Genomic DNA, 15,486 nt, shown 5'->3' on the forward strand with positions numbered 1-15,486 from the left:
CGCGATCGGGTGGTCGGTCTCGGCCACCCGATCACGCGTGTGCGGCTCGCCCCGTGTCGTCGCCCCCGCGCCCGGCATTGACACCCGGCCATCCAGAGGGCACCATGGAGGGGGAGCAAGTCACCGGTGTCATGGTTGAATTTCCGGGGTTTCTCCCCTCAAGCGAATCGAAGAGGACGCACTCATGAACCCGCTGACCACACCCGAACGACGCGGCATGCAGCGCATCTCCACGCCCCGCGGGAACATGCTGATCGTCGCAGCCGACCAGCGCAACGGGATGAAGGCGGCGATCCCGGATGCCCCCAACGGCTCGTCGGCGATCACGAAGGCGGAGCTGGCCGAGGTCAAGGCCGACCTCGTCCGTCACCTCGCCAACCACGCCCCCGCAATCCTCCTCGACCCCGAGGTCGCCCTTCCCTCGATCGTGGACGATGGCGTGCTCTCCCGCGACACCGCGCTGGTGGTCGGCCTGGACGCATCCGGCTTCGACGTGGTCGACGGCCTCCGCTTCACGAACTACGTCGGCGGTGTGACGCCTGCGACCGTGCACGCCCTCGGCGGCGACGTCGCCAAGATGCTCTGGTACATCCGCCCCGACCGGCAGGACATCGATTCCCGCGTGGCGCAGGAGATCCGCGACCTCGTGGCCGCGTGCGAAGCCGAGGGGCTGCTGCTGATCGTGGAGCTCCTCACCTACCCGCTCGAGGGCGAGAGCGACGAGGAGTACGCCGCGGCCTTCGCGACGCTTGTCGCCGATGGTGCGGCCCTCGCCGTCGCGTGCGGCGCGAAGGTGCTGAAGCTGCAGTACCCCGGAAGCCCTGAGGCCTGCGCTGCAGTCACCGCGGCGGCCCAGGGCGTGCCGTGGGCGGTGCTCTCGGCGGGGGTGGACCACGAGACCTTCATCGGGCAGGTCCGTACGGCGATGGCCGGCGGCGCCGCCGGCGCGATGGCCGGTCGATCCCTGTGGAAGGACAGCCTGTCGTTCGCCGGGGAGACCCGGGAAGAGCTTCTCACCACCCGCGCGCTGGTGCGCCTGCGCGAACTCACAGGCGCCGTCGACGACCGCTGACTCCACAGTCCCCGTCGCCGCGGCGCGAGGCGTGGCGCGCGGGTGGAAGGATGGCGACGTGACGACGATGCGAGACGTGGCCGCGCGGGCCGGTGTCAGCGCCAAGACCGTGTCGCGGGTTTTCAACGACGACCCGCACGTGCTGCCTCACACGCGCGAGCGCGTGCAGCAGGTGATGCGCGAGCTCAACTACGTCCCCAACGTCCTGGCGACGACCTTCCGTGCCGGTCGCTCGTCGGTGATCGGCGTCGCGGTCCCCGACATCGTCGACCCGTTCTTCGCCGCGATCGCCCGGGCGGTGGATGCGGTGGCCCGCGGGGCGGGGATGTCCACGCTGGTGACGAGCCTGGGGGAAGACCCCGCAGATGAGCAGGAGACGCTGGAGTCGCTTCTCGGACGCAAGCTCTCCGGTCTGATCATCGCGCCCATCGGCGAGGACCAGGGGTACCTCGAGCGGTGGCAGGAATCCACGCCGATCGTGTGCGTGGACCGCGGCGCCACCGGCCTGAAGACCGACACGTTCACCGCCGACGACGAGGGGGGCGCGTACGCCGCGACCGAGCATCTTCTCGAGCACGGGCACCGCCGGATCGCCTACCTGGGTGACGAACTCGACCGCTCCACCGAGCGTGCCCGGCTCGCGGGGTGGCAGCGAGCGCTCCGTGAGGCGGGTGCCGCCGTGGACGACGACCTCATCCACGCGGACGTGTCCACCGCGGCCGCGGCCGAGCGTGCCGTCGCCCGCACGCGGACGGGCACCGACCCGGCGACGGCGATCTTCTCGTCGAATGCGCGCACGACGATGGCGCTGGCCCGCGCCCTCCGGGACGACCCGATGCCGCTGGTCGGGTTCGGTGATTTCCCGCTCGCCGATCTGCTTCGCCCGGCGATCACCGTGATCGACCAGAGTCCCGAGCGGATGGGGCGGCTCGCCGCCGAGCGCGTCCTGCAGCGGCTGTCCTCGCCCGGGTCCGCGCCGTCCCCGGCGATGGTGGAGGTCACGCTCGTCGAACGCGATTCCTGCCGCGTTCCGATCTGACGCCCGCCGGTGCTCGCGCACGGTGGCCAGGCGCTCGGTGGGGCGCGAGCCGAAAGTGCCGGTCCGAGACCCCGCCCTGGCGGGCGGAGCTCAGCGAACAGAGGAGATCTCGCGGATCGAGGACGCCGCCGGATATTGCGCTCCTCGATCCGCGAGATCTCCGCGATTTGCGCGACGCTCGAAGGCCCGAATGAAGCCGGTCACCGCGCCTGGGGCTCGAGGGACAACACTCCGGGGCGCGCGCCCGATCATGACGCGCCCGCTCGTGGCCCGAGGGTGACCGCCGCGACGGCGCCGCCGGATGCCCCGACCACGCGGCCACCCCGTGCCGGGCCGCGTCCCCGTGCCGGTCGCGGAGCTTGGGCGGGCGCCCGCGGCCCTTCGACAGGCTCAGGGACCGCTCCTGTGTCAGGGACCGCCCCCTGCGTCAGGGACTGCCTCTGCGTCAGGGGGCGCTCCCGGGCCGGGGGTGCTCATCGGAGGAAGGCCGCCGCGACGCCGGAGTCGACCGGCACGTGGAGGCCCGTGGTGCGCGACAGCTCCGGGCCGGTGAGCACGTAAACGGCGTCGGCGACGTTCTCGGGCACGACCTCGCGCTTGAGGATCGTGCGGTTCGCGTAGTACTGGCCGAGGTCTTCTTCCTTGACGCCGTACGTCGCGGCGCGGTTGGCGCCCCAGCCGGAGGCGAAGATGCCCGAGCCGCGCACCACGCCGTCGGGGTTGATGCCGTTCACGCGCACGCCGTACTCCCCGAGCTCGACCGCCAGCAGACGCACCTGGTGAGCCTGGTCGGCCTTCGTCGCGGAGTACGCGATGTTGTTGGGGCCGGCGAAGACGGAGTTCTTCGAGGAGATGTAGATGATGTCACCGCCCATGGCCTGCTCGATGAGCGCCTTCGCCGCGGCCTTCGACACGAAGAACGAGCCCTTGGCCATGACGTCGTGCTGGAGGTCCCAGTCCTTCTCGGTCGTCTCCATCAGCGGCTTGGACAGCGAGAGTCCCGCGTTGTTCACGACGAGGTCGATGCCGCCGAACGCCAGCAGCGTCGCGTCGATCGCCGCCTGCACGGCGCCGGCATCGGCCACGTTCGCCGCAATGCCGATCGCGACATCCGCGTTCCCGAGTTCGGCCGCGGTGGCCTGTGCCTTCTCGAGGTCCAGGTCGGCGACGACGACGCACGCGCCTTCGGCCGCCAGGCGGGTGGCGATGGCCTTGCCGATTCCGGATGCGGCGCCGGTGACGAACGCGATGCGGCCCTGGTGCGACTTCGGTTTCGGCATCCGCTGCAGTTTCGCCTCCTCCAGCGCCCAGTACTCGATGCGGAACTTCTCCGCGTCCGAGATCGGCGTGTAGGTCGACAGCGCCTCGGCGCCGCGCATCACGTGGATGGCGTTGACGTAGAACTCGCCCGCCACACGTGCGGTCTGCTTGTTCGCGCCGTACGAGAACATCCCGACACCGGGGATCAGGACGATGAGCGGGTCGGCTCCGCGCATGGCCGGGCTGCCGGTGCCCGAGCCGGTCGAAGGCTCCGCGTGCGCGTCGTAGTACGCCTGGTAATCGGCGCGGTACTGCTCGTGCAGCTCCTTCAGGCGCGCGATGGAGTCCTCGACGGACGCGTCGGCGGGGAGGTCGAGCAGCATCGGCTTGACCTTGGTGCGGAGGAAATGGTCGGGGCAGCTCGTGCCCAGCTCGGCGAGAGCGGGCGCCTTCTCCGCGGCGAGAAAGTCCAGTACGTCGGCGGAGTCGGTGAAGTGCCCGACCATCGGCTTGTCGGTCGACGCCAGGCCGCGGATGGTCGGGGCCAGGGCCGCAGCCTTCGCGCGACGTTCGGCCTCGGGGAGCGCCTCGAAGCCGGCGCGCACCTCGCCGAACGGATCGGGCCGGCCGTGCTCGGTGATGTAGGCCTCCGCCGTCCGAATGATCCACAGCGAGTTCGCCTCCGCCTCATCCGACGTGTCGCCCCACGCGGTGATGCCGTGGCCGCCGAGGATGCAGCCGATCGCCTGCGGGTTCTGCCGCTTGATCTCGGCGATGTCCAGGCCGAGCTGGAACCCGGGCCGGCGCCACGGCACCCACACGACCTTCTCGCCGAAGATGGTCGCGGTGAGCGCCTCGCCGTCGGCCGCGGTCGCGATCGCGATGCCCGAATCAGGATGCAGGTGGTCGACGTGCGCCGCATCCACCAGGCCGTGCATCGCGGTGTCGATCGAGGGCGCCGCTCCGCCCTTGCCGTGGAGGCAGTAGTCGAACGCGGCGACCATCTCGTCCTCGCGTTCGATGCCGGGGTAGACGTCGACGAGCGCGCGCATGCGGTCCAGGCGCAGCACCGCGAGGCCCTTCTCCGTGAGCGTCCCGAGGTCACCGCCCGAGCCTTTCACCCACAGCAGCTCGACGGGCTCACCGGTGACCGGATCGGTCTCGGTGCCCTTGGCGGAGGTGTTTCCTCCCGCGTAGTTGGTGTTCTTCGGGTCGGCGCCCAGGCGGTTGCTCCGCGCGATGAGCTCGGCGGCGGTCGGGTTCGTCATTCGGAAATCCTTCGGGTCAGAGGTGAGGGGGAGAAGCGGTCCTTCACGCCCCCCAGCCTGCCTGGGTTCCGCGACGCGTTCGGCTTCGATGCGCTCCTGGTATCCGGATGCGGCGTAGGCGGCCATCGGATCGGCTGCGCTGGGGCGCTGAGCCGGCCCGGCTACCGGCGGCGCCGAGTGGTGACGGTCGCCCCGCGGGCATTGCGCGGTGATCCCCCGGGGTGGGAAAGCGGGATCGGGGTCGTGCCGGCCACCTCGTCGCTGAAGTCCTCCGGGACGGTGGCGGGGATGGTGCCGATCGGTCGGGTCTCATCCACGGTCAGGCGGAAGCGGCGGTTCTCGTGGCGGTGGACGCGACCGGACGCGAGGGTCCACGCCACCCCGATCCCGCACGCGATCAGGGCCATGATCGCGGCGACGAAGATCGCCACGCGCGTGCCGTACTGGTCGACCATCCATCCGACGATCGGGGCGCCGATGGGCGTTCCGCCCAGGAGGATTGCCATGTACAGCGCCAGCACGCGCCCGCGGAGCACGGGATCGGTGGTGGTCTGCACGTAGCCGTTCGCGGTGGTGAGCATCGTGACCACCGCGAAGCCGGTGAACACCAGCGTGATCGCGTAGGTCAGATAGGTCGGCGCGAAGGACGACGCGATCATCGCCAGCCCGAATCCGCCGGCGGCCATGATGACCACCCGCATCCGAGCCTTGTCGCGCCGCGCGGCCAGCAGGGCTCCGGCGAGAGAGCCGATCGCGAGGATCGAACTCAGGAGGCCGAAGCCGTCGGCGCCCTGGCCGAACTCGAGCGCCATCGTGGAGGCGAAGATCGGGAAGTTCATGCCGAAGGCCCCGAGGAGGAACACCATCGAGAAGATGACGAGGAGGTCGGGGCGCTTTCCGACGTAGCGGAACCCGTCGGCGAGGCGCGAGCGGCCGGTCCCGGTGGCCCGCGGGATGAGCTCGTGCACGCGGATGAGCGCGAGGGCGATGATCATCGCGGTGAAGGTCGTGGCGTTGACGAGGAACACCCATCCGCTGCCGATCAGGACGATCATGATGCCGGCCGCGGCGGGGCCGATAAGGCGGGCGGTGTTGAAGGACGCGGCGTTGAGGGCGACGGCGTTGGAGGCCTTCTCGCGCGCGACGAGATCGGACACGAAGGCCTGGCGGGCGGGATTGTCGAACGCCGTGATGATGCCGAGCGCGAAAGCGAAGCAGTACATCAGCGGCAGCGTCATGACGCCCGTGAGGACGAGCACGCCGAGCGCGATGGCCAGCAGCAGCATCAGCGTCTGGGTGAGCATGATCAGCTTTCGCCGGTCGAACCGGTCGGCCACCCACCCGGTGACGCTCACGAGCAGGAGCGGCGGGGCGAACTGCAGCGCCATCGTGATGCCCATGGCGCCGGCGTCGTTGTTGGTCAGCTCGGTGAGGACGACCCAGCTCTGCGCGGTGGACTGCATCCACGCGCCGATGTTCGACACCAGGGCGCCGATGAACCACACGCGGTAATTGAAGACCGCGAACGAGCGGAACATCGGGGAAGTTCCGCGCTCGGGGGCTCGCCGCCGCGAGGAGCGGGCGGTGCGTGAAGGTGTCGTGGTCATCGCTCGGCCAGCTTCCGCAGGATCTCGGCCGCCCCGGCCAGGAGTGCCCGGTCGGCGTCGCTGAGCTCGTCCAGCGCCGACTCCAGCCACGCATCCCGTCGCCGCACGGTCTCCTCGACGACGTCGCGCCCGGGCTCCGTGAGGTCAACGAGCACCTTGCGGCGGTCCTCGTCCACCGGCGTGCGGGTCACGTAGCCCGCCTCCTGCAGGCCGTTGACCGTGCGGTTCATCGAGGGAGCAGTCACGCGCTCGCGCTCGGCGAGCTCGCCGAGGGTGTGCGGACCGTAGACCTTCAGGGCGGCGAGCACCGCGAACTGCCCATCGCTCATGGAGTCGATGGCACGTTCGGCGCGAAGGCGGCGGGCGAGCCGGAAGATCGCCATCCGCACGTCGGATGCTGCAGCGCTGAGGTCGGTGGGGGGTGAAATCGACTCGGTCATACCGATGCTTAGCCTAGCTCATTAGTCTTGCTAAGTAAAATCCGAGCCACCGTCCGGGCGACCCGGCGCCGACACCTAGACTCGGCGCATGCCCGAGTTCGTCGATGCGCACGGGGTCGCGATCGTCTACGACGTCGCCGAGGCCGCGCACCCGCGCGCCGTCGTGCAGCTCCTGCACGGGGTGGGGGAGCACGCCGGCCGGTACGGCGCACTCATCGCCGCGCTCACCGAGGCCGGTTACACGGTCTACGCCGACGATCACCGCGGGCACGGCCGTACGGGCATGCGTCAGCACGGCGGCGACGCCCGACGGCTCGGGCGGCTGGGTCCTGGGGGGCATCGCGCGGCCGTGGCGGCGGTGTGGATGCTGACGCAGCGCATCAGGGCGCAGCATCCCGATCTGCCTCTCATCCTGCTCGGGCACTCCTGGGGCTCGTTCCTCGCGCAGATCCTCCTCGACCGGCATCCCGACGCCTACGACGCGCTCGTACTGAGCGGATCGGCGCTGCGCATGCCCGGCTGGCTCAACGCCGGCGACCTCAACAGGCCGTGGAAGGGCGCGAAAGGCCACGGGATGCAGTGGCTGTCCTCCGACGACTCGGTCGGAGCCGCGTTCGTCGACGACCCGCTCACCACGTCCGTGCCGCTCCTGCGCCTGTTCGGTCCGGCGGACGCGGCGCGGCTGTTCGGCCGACCGCGGCGCGACCCCGGACGCGACACCCCGGTGCTGCTGATGGTCGGGCAGGACGACACGGTCGGCGGACCGCGCAGCGTCGCCCGGCTGGCCGACGCGTACCGCACCCGCTCGACGTTCACCGACGTCACGACGCTGACCTACCCCGGCGCGCGCCACGAGATCTTCAACGAGGTCATCCAGGCCGACGTCCGCGCCGACCTGCTCGCCTGGCTCGCCCCCCGCTTCCCCTCCCGCGCCTGAGCGCCGCGACGCGCCGCGTCTCGCCGCGACCTGCGCCGAGAAACAACGATCCGGACGAAACACAGCGCGCCGCGTGCCGTCTCGTCCGGATCGTCGTTTCTCGCGGGGTGCGGCGCCCGCCGCCGTAGGCTGAGGGCATGCACGGCGAATACAAAGTGCCCGGGGGCAAGCTCGTGGTCGTCGACCTGGAAGACCGCGACGGCCGCATCGACGGCTTCCACCTGGCCGGAGACTTCTTCCTCGAGCCCGACTCGGCGCTCGGCGACATCGACGCGGCCGTCAACGGCCTGCCCGTCGAATCCGACGTCGCCACGATCGCGGCGGCCATCCGCGCCGCCCTGCCCGCGGGTGCTCAACTCCTGGGCTTCACGCCTGAGTCGGTGGGCACGGCCGTGCGCCGTGCGCTCATCAAGGCACCGGGATGGCGCGACTTCTCGTGGGAGGTCGTCCATGACGGTCCGGTCTCGCCGCAGATGAACCTCGCGCTGGACGAAGTGCTCACCACGCGGGTCGGCGATGGTCGTCGCAACCCGACTCTCCGGCTGTGGGAGTGGAACGAGAACGCCGTCGTCATCGGCTCGTTCCAGTCGGTGCGCAACGAGGTCGACCCCGAGGCCGCCGAGCGGCACGGATTCGACGTCGTGCGCCGAATCTCCGGCGGCGGCGCAATGCTGATGGCAGCGAACTCGATCGTCACGTACTCCCTCTACGTGCCCGCATCCCTCGTCGCAGGCATGACCTTCGCCGACTCGTACGCCTTCCTCGACGACTGGGTGCTGCAGGCGCTGCGCTCCATCGGCATCGACGCGACGTACCAGCCGCTGAACGACATCGCCGGCCCTCACGGCAAGATCGGCGGGGCCGCGCAGAAGCGCCTCGCCAACGGCGGTGTGCTGCACCACGCCACGCTCAGCTACGACATGGACGGCCAGGTACTCACCGACGTGCTGCGCATTGGGCGGGAGAAGCTCAGCGACAAGGGCACGGTGTCGGCCGCGAAACGGGTCGACCCGCTCCGGAGCCAGACGGGACTCTCCCGCGAGGCGATCATCGAGCGGTTCATCAGCACGTTCACCCAGTTGTACGGCGCCGTTCCGGGGCATATCACCGAAGAGGAATACGCCGAGGCGGAGGCGCTCGTGGCGTCGAAGTTCGCCACCGACGCGTGGCTGCAGCGGGTTCCATGAGCCCGGTCCCCGGCCGGCCGGACGCGCCCGCCGGGTCGGTCCGCATCCACGCGTGCGACAACCTCTCCGCCGCCCGCGCGTGGCCCGATGCGAGCTTCACGCTGATCTACCTCGATCCGCCGTTCAACACCGGCCGGTCGCGGGCCCGTGCGGTCGAGACGATGCTCCCCCTGGACCGTACTCAGTCTGAGACCGCCCCTGGGTCTGCCGCCTCCGCAGAAACACGCGGGATCGAGGCCGAGGGAACAGCATCCAGACTGAGTACGGTTCGGCCCGAGGCGGCGGCGTTGCCCGAGGCGGAGGCGGAGGCGTTGCGCGAGGCGGAGGCGTTGCCCGAGGCGGAGGCGGAGGCCGAGGTCGAGGCGGCGGCGTCCGGCCCGAGCACGGCCTCGGTGCACGCGGAGGCATTGACCCCGATGGGGGCGAGGTTCGGATTCCGCGGAAACGAGTACGAGAAGCTTCGCGGCGACCTCCGCGCGTATGACGACCGGTTCGACGACTACTGGGGATTCCTCGAGCCGCGCCTCCTCGAAGCGTGGCGGCTCCTCGCCCCCGACGGCACGCTCTACCTGCACCTCGACTATCGCGAGGCCCATTACGCCAAGGTGCTGCTGGACGCCCTGTTCGGCCGCGAGAAGTTCCTCAACGAGATCGTGTGGGCATACGACTACGGGGCCAAGTCGCGTCGCCGCTGGCCCACGAAGCACGACACGATCCTCGTGTACGTCAAGGATCCGCAACGGTACTGGTTCGATTCGGATGCGGTGGACCGCGAGCCGTACATGGCCCCGGGTCTCGTCACACCGGAGAAGGCCGCGCGGGGGAAGCTTCCCACCGACGTGTGGTGGCACACGATCGTGCCGACGTCGGGGCGGGAGAAGACCGGCTACCCGACGCAGAAGCCCGAGGGTATCCTCCGCCGCATCATCCAGGCCTCCAGCCGCCCCGGCGACCGGGTGCTCGACCTCTTCGCCGGCAGCGGGACGACCGGCGCAGTGGCGAGCGCCCTCGGACGCGACGCGGTGCTGGTGGACGACAATCCGGAGGCCGTCGCGGTGATGCGGGCGCGCATGCCGCACGCCACGCTCATCCCCCCTCGTGATGTCCCACTTCTGCCGGTTTCCGAGCCCCAGAAGCTGCAGAAGTAAGACATCATCTGCGTCATGTCCAGCCCAGCGGCCAGATTGTCAGGAATCTCTAGGGTGAGGGCATGAGATTCGGACTCTTCATTCCCCAAGGCTGGCGCTTCGACCTCGTCGGCATCGACCCGGCCCTTCACTGGGCCACCATGCGTGACCTCGCCCAGAGTGCCGATGCCGGGCCGTGGGAGTCGCTGTGGGTCTACGACCACTTCCACACCACGCCGGTCGCCAGCGAGGAGGCGACCCACGAGGCGTGGACGCTGATGTCGGCGTTCGCCGCCTCCACCGACCGCATCCGCCTCGGGCAGATGTGTACGTGCATGAGCTACCGCAACCCCGCGTACCTGGCGAAGGTGGCCGCGACCGTCGACATCGTGTCCGGTGGACGCACCGAGATGGGCATCGGCGGCGGATGGTACGAGCACGAGTGGCGCGCGTACGGCTATGGTTTCCCGCCCGTCGGCGAGCGCCTCGGGCGCCTGCGCGAGGGCGTCGAGATCATGCACCAGGCCTGGACGACCGGGTCGGCGACGCTCGACGGCACGTACTACACGGTCGACGGCGCCATCGTCCGGCCGTTGCCGTTGCAAGACGGGGGTATCCCGCTGTGGATCGCCGGCGGCGGCGAGAAGGTGACGCTCAAGATCGCCGCGCAGTACGCCTCGTACACGAACTTCGCCGGCTCGATCGAGGAGTTCGACCACAAGTCGGACGTGCTCCGAGGCCACTGCGACGCCCTCGGGCGCGACTTCGGTGCGATCACGCGCTCGTCGAACTTCAACACGATTATCGCCTCCAGCGAGGCAGAGGTCGAAGAGCGACTGACCGCTGTCATCGCTCGCCTGGCCCCCTTCGTCGGACCGGAGCGCGCCGACGTCATCGAGCGCGAGTACCGGGCTTCTCCCGGGGTGGGAACGCCGGAGCAGATCGCGGAGCGTCTCGCCGAGCGCGCGGCCCGCGGTCTCGGTTACGCCATCCACTATTTCCCCGAGGCGGCGTACGACCGCTCGGGCATCGAGCTGTTCGAGCGCGAGGTGGTTCCTCAGCTCGGCTGACCCCGGCGCGGCCCTCCGCGGGTGTCCACGACGCGCGGATGCGGCGGCGTCGCTGCCGGCCCTCCGTGGGTGTCCACGACGCGCGGATGCGGCGGCGTCGCTGCCCGCACGGCATGGACACTCACCGGATCAGGAGTCGCGCCAGGAGTGCTGCGGGTCGTACCCGAGCAGGCGCCGCGCCTTGTCGATCGACAGGAGGGTGTCGTGCTCGCCGAGGTCGCCGTGCACGGGGACGCCGGGGAAGACCTCGGCCACCAGCTCGGCGTTGGGGCGGGTCATGACGGTGTCGGCGGCGGCGATGATGAAGCGGTCGAACCCCGCGGGGGCCACCTCCAGCGCGCGCTGTATGGCCTGGGCGCCGTCACGCGCATCGATGTAGCCCCACAGGTTCCATTTGCGTGCGCGGGCGTCCGCGTCGAAGGAGGGGAACTCGGAGTAGTCCTCAGGCACCATGACGTTGGAGAATCGCAGCGCCGTGATCGACAGGTCGGGATGCCACCGCACGAGCTCGATCGCGAGCTGCTCCTCGAGGTGCTTGACGAGTGAGTACACCGACTCGGGGCGGGCCGCATACTCCTCATCGACGGGGATGTAGGGCGGCGGCACGTCGAACGGCAGACCGAGAACGGTCTCGCTCGAGGCGTACACGATGCGTCGCACGCCCGAGCGGACGGCGGCCCAGAACACGTTGAACGTCGCGGTCATGTTGTTGTGGAACGTCGCCACGTCCGCCCGCAGCCCCGGTGCGGGGATCGCCGCGAGGTGCACGACGGCGTCGAGTTCGCCCCGGTCATCGCCCGCACCGCCGAGGGCGTCGATCACCTGGCCGTAGTCGGTGAGGTCGATCTGCACGAACCCCTGCCGGCGCGTGCCCACCGCATCCAGTGCGATCACGTCGTGCCCGGCGGCCCGGAGCTCGCGTTCGACGACGGTGCCTAGTTTTCCGGACGAGCCGGTCAGTGCGATGCGCATGATCCAGGGTTGCACGTCAGGCGACGGAAACGGGCCGGTGCGCCGCATCCCACCAGTCGAGAACGCGTAGGGCGTGGAACGTGAGCCAGCGCGAGGGTTCGCCCGGCGGGGCGTCCACGTCGAACCAGGTTCGTCCCTCGTGGCGGAGCTGCTGATGCCACGTTCCGTCGGCACCGCGGGCGTGGCGCACGAGCGCGATCGCGTCGGACATCCGCTCGTCGGGGGGCGTGCCGTCGTGGAGCGACGCCGCGCGGAAGTAGTCGACGGCCTTCAGCACGCTGTAGGTCCACCGATACGGATAGGCGAAGTGCGTCGCCCACGGGGCGTGGACCTCGCCGGTGGACAGTCGCCGCATGAGGCCGCGTTCGAGGAGGTACTCCGCCGCCGCCCGGCGTGCCGCCGCCAGCTCCGGCGTACCGCCGGCCCGTTGTTCGTACTCGAGGATTCCGATGAGGGCGTTCAGCGTCGAGTGGAACGACGAGCGGGTGGCGCCGTCGACCCAGTCGCAGTTCCAGCCGCCGTCGCTCATACGGTGCTGGACGAACCACGTCGCGATTGAGGTCACGTCGGCGCCGAGCCACGCGCCGTTGGCGAGCGTATAGCCGTTGATGCACGCGTCGACTTCGCCTCCCCAGTACGGAAGGTCGTCGTACTCCCACCGGGCGTTGCGTGCGAGCAGGCCCGCGGTGTCGGGGCGCAGCGCGTCCGGGGGGACGCCCCACTCCCGCAGGGAGTTGAGCGACCAGGTCGTGGCCGTCCACGGCTGCCCCGGCTCATCGCGACTCGCGTCGGTGGGGAAGTACGCGCCCCCCGCCCACAGGCCGTCATCCGCCTGCTTCGTCAGCAGCGCCGCGCCGTGACCCTCCGTCATGACCCGCTCCCGGGTCCGCTGCCACACCGCGTCGGGGGCGTGGTCCAGGTCGCGCTCGACCTGCCAGCGGAGACTGGGGTCGGCGCCGCGCAGCCACGCGATGACCTCGTCGTCGTTCATGCGAGGACGATACCGCCGGCTCCCGACATCGCCCGCCCGCTCAGATGGCCGTGTAGCCGCCGTCGACCGCGTGCTGGGAGCCGTTGATGAACGAGGCGCGGTCGCTGAGGAGGAAGACGACGAGGTGCGACACCTCCTCGGCGGTGCCGAGGCGTCCGATCGGGTGCTTCTGCACGAGGGCGTCGTAGGCCTCCGGTGGCAACCCGTCGATCAGGGGGGTGGCGATGTACCCCGGATGCACCGAGTTGATGCGCACCCCCTGGGCGGCATAGGCGGCACCGGCCGACTTGGTCATGCCCGCCACGGCGTGCTTCGCCGCCGAATACGGCGCGGCCGTCTCCGCGCCGACCAGACCGAGGATGGAGGACGTGTTGACGATCGCGCCGCCGCCTGCGGCGATCATCGCCGGGATCTCGTACCGCATGCCGTAGAACACGGAGTTGAGGTTGATGTCGATGAGTCGCTGGTATGCCGCGAAGTCGTCGCTGTCGTCGTAGTCGCCGAGGAGGCCCTGCGGTCCGCCGATGCCGGCGTTGTTGAACGCGAGGTGCAGGCCGCCGAAGGCCTCCACCGCGCTGTCCACCGCCGCCTTCACCTGCCGGGGGTCGGAGACGTCGGCGGCCACCGGGCGCGCCTCGCCGCCGGCGGCGACGATCTCGTCGACCACCTTCTGCGCCCCATCCTCCTGGAGGTCGACCGCGACGACCTTCGCGCCGAGGCCGGCGAGGTCGAGCGCGACGGCCCGGCCGATCCCCGAGGCGGCTCCGGTGATGAGAGCCACCTTGCCGTCGAATGCTTCCGTCATGTGCGTGTCCTGCCTTCCGATTGGTGCGCCCGGATTGGCGTCGGCGATTTCGATCCTCGCCTGAGGCGCGCCTGCTGGGAGGGGCCTTGACGCGGGCGCGCGGTGCGTCGGCCGACCCGGCAGCGCCCGAAAAGCGCGCAGGCGGACGCGCGCCGGGGCGCGCGCCGAGAACCTCAGCGCAGCGCGGTCACCGAGGCATAACCGTCGCGCACCACCGCGGGTGCGGATGCCGGCCCGCCGAAGACACGCGTCGTCCCCTGGTCGGCCGACCACGCGCCCCATCCCGGCATCCCCTCTCGGACGAATGCGACGGCGCTGGAGTGCAGCGCATCCGCCAGGCCGCGCGGCGGTGCGTCGCCGGCGATGTCGGCCACCCCCGGGGCATCCAGGCAGTCGAACCAGAACGGCACGTCCAGGCAGTGGCACGCCCATCCGATCACCGGAGAGGGCCACGCGAACCGGTACACCCACGTCGGGGCGTCCCCGCGGGCCGACGCGACGCGGGGGATGTCGGCGCGGAAGACCCGGTCGGTGGCGTAACGCCCGAGGAGTGCCGCGCTGCCCTTCCGCCGCTGGGCGCGGTTGGCCCGCAGGTACGCGCGCTGGGCGGCCCCGCGGAGGCCGAGCCGTGCCAGCACGAGTCCGAGGGGGAGGAGCCTCAGCAGCCGACGGGCCCCGTGGGTCGCCATGGTGAACTCATCATCGGTCGAGCCGAGGACGAGCGGGATGCCGCTGCCCTCGCCGCGGGCGAGCGCCTCCACGACGGGCGCGGGTATCAGGTCACCGTCGACCACCGGCCCCCACGGCAGGCCTTCGGACAGGAGCGAGGTGAGCACGTCGAGGCGATTGCGGGTCTCAGGTTCTCCGGCCTTGTCCTGCAACTCTCGTAGCCGTTCCTCGGGGAGGCTCGCGAAACCCGCCCGCGTCGCGGGCACCCCGGCTGCGGCGGCGAGGCGCCCGGCCGCGGCGCCGGCGCGCTCGCGGTCGATATCGCTGAGCGTGGGGGAGATCGCGAGGGCCGAGCGGAAGAGCCCGCGCGCCGCCGGCAGGGAGACCAGGGTGAGGACCGCTCCGCCCCCGGCGCTCTGCCCCATCAGCGTGACCTTCGCCGGATCGCCCCCGAAGACGCGGATCTCGTCCTGCACCCATGCGAGCGCGGCCAGCCAGTCCCGCACGGCGCGGTTGGCGGGCGCCCCGTCGATGACGCCGAACCCGTCGAAGCCCAGGCGGTACGAGAGTGTCACGGTCACGACGCCGTCGCGCGCGAACGCCGCGCCGTCGTACCACGGGCTCGCCGGCGACCCCGAGACGTAGGCGCCGCCGTGGATGTAGACGAGCACGGGGAGCGCCGCATCCTCATCCCCCGGCCGCGGCGTGAAGACGTTGACGTTCAGTGTCGCCTCGCCCGGGATGCTCGGCTCGGGGATGAGCGTGACCCCGGTGTCTCCGCGTTGGGGTGTGGGGCCATAGGCGGTGGCATCGCGGATCCCCTCCCACGGCTCCGGCGGCACGGGGGCGGCGAACCGCAGCGCGCCCACCGGCGCCTGGGCGAACGGGATGCCGAGGAACGCCGCCGACCCCTCGCGCGCGAGGCCGCGCACCGACCCCTTGCGGGTGCGGACGACGGGACCTTCGGCGGCGGTCATCCCCGCATTCTCCCAGGCCCTCCGCCCCTCCCGTCGAGTCGCCACGATCCGTTCGATTTTCGGCC

Annotated in this window: 13 protein-coding genes; 6 read left to right on the forward strand and 7 right to left on the reverse strand. The window is 70.8% G+C overall.

The genetic code is table 11. The features are described 5' to 3' along the window. Positions 1–184 precede the first annotated feature (184 nt). Positions 185–1,072, forward strand: coding sequence for a hypothetical protein (locus AC2DFQ_RS13580; protein WP_484507886.1), 888 nt, complete (start codon positions 185–187; stop codon positions 1,070–1,072). Between the two features lie 67 nt (positions 1,073–1,139). Further along, a complete protein-coding gene (locus AC2DFQ_RS13585; RefSeq protein ID WP_484534351.1) occupies positions 1,140–2,111 on the forward strand; it encodes a LacI family DNA-binding transcriptional regulator in 972 nt (323 codons plus the stop codon). A gap of 473 nt (positions 2,112–2,584) precedes the next feature. Here the strand turns inward: AC2DFQ_RS13585 and AC2DFQ_RS13590 are convergent, their stop codons facing one another. The 3 genes from AC2DFQ_RS13590 to AC2DFQ_RS13600 all read right to left on the reverse strand — a co-directional run bounded on the left by AC2DFQ_RS13590 (position 2,585) and on the right by AC2DFQ_RS13600 (position 6,686). Further along, positions 2,585–4,639, reverse strand: a complete 2,055-nt coding sequence (locus tag AC2DFQ_RS13590; protein WP_484534259.1) for a bifunctional aldolase/short-chain dehydrogenase — start codon at positions 4,637–4,639, stop codon at positions 2,585–2,587. 161 nt (positions 4,640–4,800) lie between these two features. Further along, entirely contained in the window at positions 4,801–6,177 is a 1,377-nt protein-coding gene (locus AC2DFQ_RS13595; protein ID WP_484507887.1) for an MFS transporter, read from the reverse strand. 65 nt (positions 6,178–6,242) lie between these two features. Continuing rightward, positions 6,243–6,686 carry a MarR family winged helix-turn-helix transcriptional regulator gene (locus AC2DFQ_RS13600; protein WP_484507888.1) on the reverse strand — a complete coding sequence of 148 codons (444 nt, stop codon included), beginning with the start codon at positions 6,684–6,686 and terminating at the stop codon, positions 6,243–6,245. 88 nt (positions 6,687–6,774) lie between these two features. On the opposite strand from AC2DFQ_RS13600, the gene AC2DFQ_RS13605 reads away from it, so the two are divergent. The 4 genes from AC2DFQ_RS13605 (at position 6,775) to AC2DFQ_RS13620 (ending at position 11,007) form a co-directional block, all read left to right on the forward strand. Further along, positions 6,775–7,623, forward strand: coding sequence for an alpha/beta fold hydrolase (locus AC2DFQ_RS13605; protein WP_484534260.1), 849 nt, complete (start codon positions 6,775–6,777; stop codon positions 7,621–7,623). A 137-nt stretch (positions 7,624–7,760) separates the two neighbouring features. Next, on the forward strand, positions 7,761–8,810 hold the full coding sequence (lplAB, locus tag AC2DFQ_RS13610) for a lipoate-protein ligase LplAB (protein WP_484534261.1): 1,050 nt from the start codon (positions 7,761–7,763) through the stop codon (positions 8,808–8,810). Beyond that, positions 8,807–9,958, forward strand: a complete 1,152-nt coding sequence (locus AC2DFQ_RS13615; protein ID WP_484534262.1) for a DNA-methyltransferase — start codon at positions 8,807–8,809, stop codon at positions 9,956–9,958. The genes lplAB and AC2DFQ_RS13615 overlap by 4 nt, the downstream gene beginning before the upstream one ends. Before the next feature lie 62 nt (positions 9,959–10,020). After that, positions 10,021–11,007 carry an LLM class F420-dependent oxidoreductase gene (locus tag AC2DFQ_RS13620; RefSeq protein ID WP_484534263.1) on the forward strand — a complete coding sequence of 329 codons (987 nt, stop codon included), beginning with the start codon at positions 10,021–10,023 and terminating at the stop codon, positions 11,005–11,007. A 129-nt stretch (positions 11,008–11,136) separates the two neighbouring features. Here the strand turns inward: AC2DFQ_RS13620 and AC2DFQ_RS13625 are convergent, their stop codons facing one another. The 4 genes from AC2DFQ_RS13625 to AC2DFQ_RS13640 all read right to left on the reverse strand — a co-directional run bounded on the left by AC2DFQ_RS13625 (position 11,137) and on the right by AC2DFQ_RS13640 (position 15,421). Continuing rightward, on the reverse strand, positions 11,137–11,979 hold the full coding sequence (locus tag AC2DFQ_RS13625) for an NAD-dependent epimerase/dehydratase family protein (RefSeq protein ID WP_484534264.1): 843 nt from the start codon (positions 11,977–11,979) through the stop codon (positions 11,137–11,139). Between the two features lie 16 nt (positions 11,980–11,995). Further along, positions 11,996–12,970 carry a squalene cyclase gene (locus AC2DFQ_RS13630; RefSeq protein WP_484534265.1) on the reverse strand — a complete coding sequence of 325 codons (975 nt, stop codon included), beginning with the start codon at positions 12,968–12,970 and terminating at the stop codon, positions 11,996–11,998. 40 nt (positions 12,971–13,010) lie between these two features. Then, positions 13,011–13,775, reverse strand: a complete 765-nt coding sequence (locus tag AC2DFQ_RS13635) for an SDR family NAD(P)-dependent oxidoreductase (protein ID WP_484534266.1) — start codon at positions 13,773–13,775, stop codon at positions 13,011–13,013. A 173-nt stretch (positions 13,776–13,948) separates the two neighbouring features. Next, positions 13,949–15,421 (reverse strand): carboxylesterase/lipase family protein, encoded by a 1,473-nt coding sequence (locus tag AC2DFQ_RS13640; protein WP_484534267.1) that lies wholly within the window; start codon positions 15,419–15,421, stop codon positions 13,949–13,951. Between the last annotated feature and the right edge of the window lie 65 nt (positions 15,422–15,486).

Source organism: Microbacterium sp. Z11_20 (assembly GCF_057197605.1).

Bases quoted from the DNA above. Each gene is read 5' to 3' on its own strand.
- AC2DFQ_RS13580 (WP_484507886.1), top strand. From the start codon at position 185: ATGAACCCGCTGACCACACCCGAACGACGCGGCATGCAGCGCATCTCC.
- AC2DFQ_RS13585 (WP_484534351.1), top strand. From the start codon at position 1,140: ATGCGAGACGTGGCCGCGCGGGCCGGTGTCAGCGCCAAGACCGTGTCG.
- AC2DFQ_RS13590 (WP_484534259.1), bottom strand. From the start codon at position 4,639: ATGACGAACCCGACCGCCGCCGAGCTCATCGCGCGGAGCAACCGCCTG.
- AC2DFQ_RS13595 (WP_484507887.1), bottom strand. From the start codon at position 6,177: ATGTTCCGCTCGTTCGCGGTCTTCAATTACCGCGTGTGGTTCATCGGC.
- AC2DFQ_RS13600 (WP_484507888.1), bottom strand. From the start codon at position 6,686: ATGACCGAGTCGATTTCACCCCCCACCGACCTCAGCGCTGCAGCATCC.
- AC2DFQ_RS13605 (WP_484534260.1), top strand. From the start codon at position 6,775: ATGCCCGAGTTCGTCGATGCGCACGGGGTCGCGATCGTCTACGACGTC.
- lplAB (WP_484534261.1), top strand. From the start codon at position 7,761: ATGCACGGCGAATACAAAGTGCCCGGGGGCAAGCTCGTGGTCGTCGAC.
- AC2DFQ_RS13615 (WP_484534262.1), top strand. From the start codon at position 8,807: ATGAGCCCGGTCCCCGGCCGGCCGGACGCGCCCGCCGGGTCGGTCCGC.
- AC2DFQ_RS13620 (WP_484534263.1), top strand. From the start codon at position 10,021: ATGAGATTCGGACTCTTCATTCCCCAAGGCTGGCGCTTCGACCTCGTC.
- AC2DFQ_RS13625 (WP_484534264.1), bottom strand. From the start codon at position 11,979: ATGCGCATCGCACTGACCGGCTCGTCCGGAAAACTAGGCACCGTCGTC.
- AC2DFQ_RS13630 (WP_484534265.1), bottom strand. From the start codon at position 12,970: ATGAACGACGACGAGGTCATCGCGTGGCTGCGCGGCGCCGACCCCAGT.
- AC2DFQ_RS13635 (WP_484534266.1), bottom strand. From the start codon at position 13,775: ATGACGGAAGCATTCGACGGCAAGGTGGCTCTCATCACCGGAGCCGCC.
- AC2DFQ_RS13640 (WP_484534267.1), bottom strand. From the start codon at position 15,421: ATGACCGCCGCCGAAGGTCCCGTCGTCCGCACCCGCAAGGGGTCGGTG.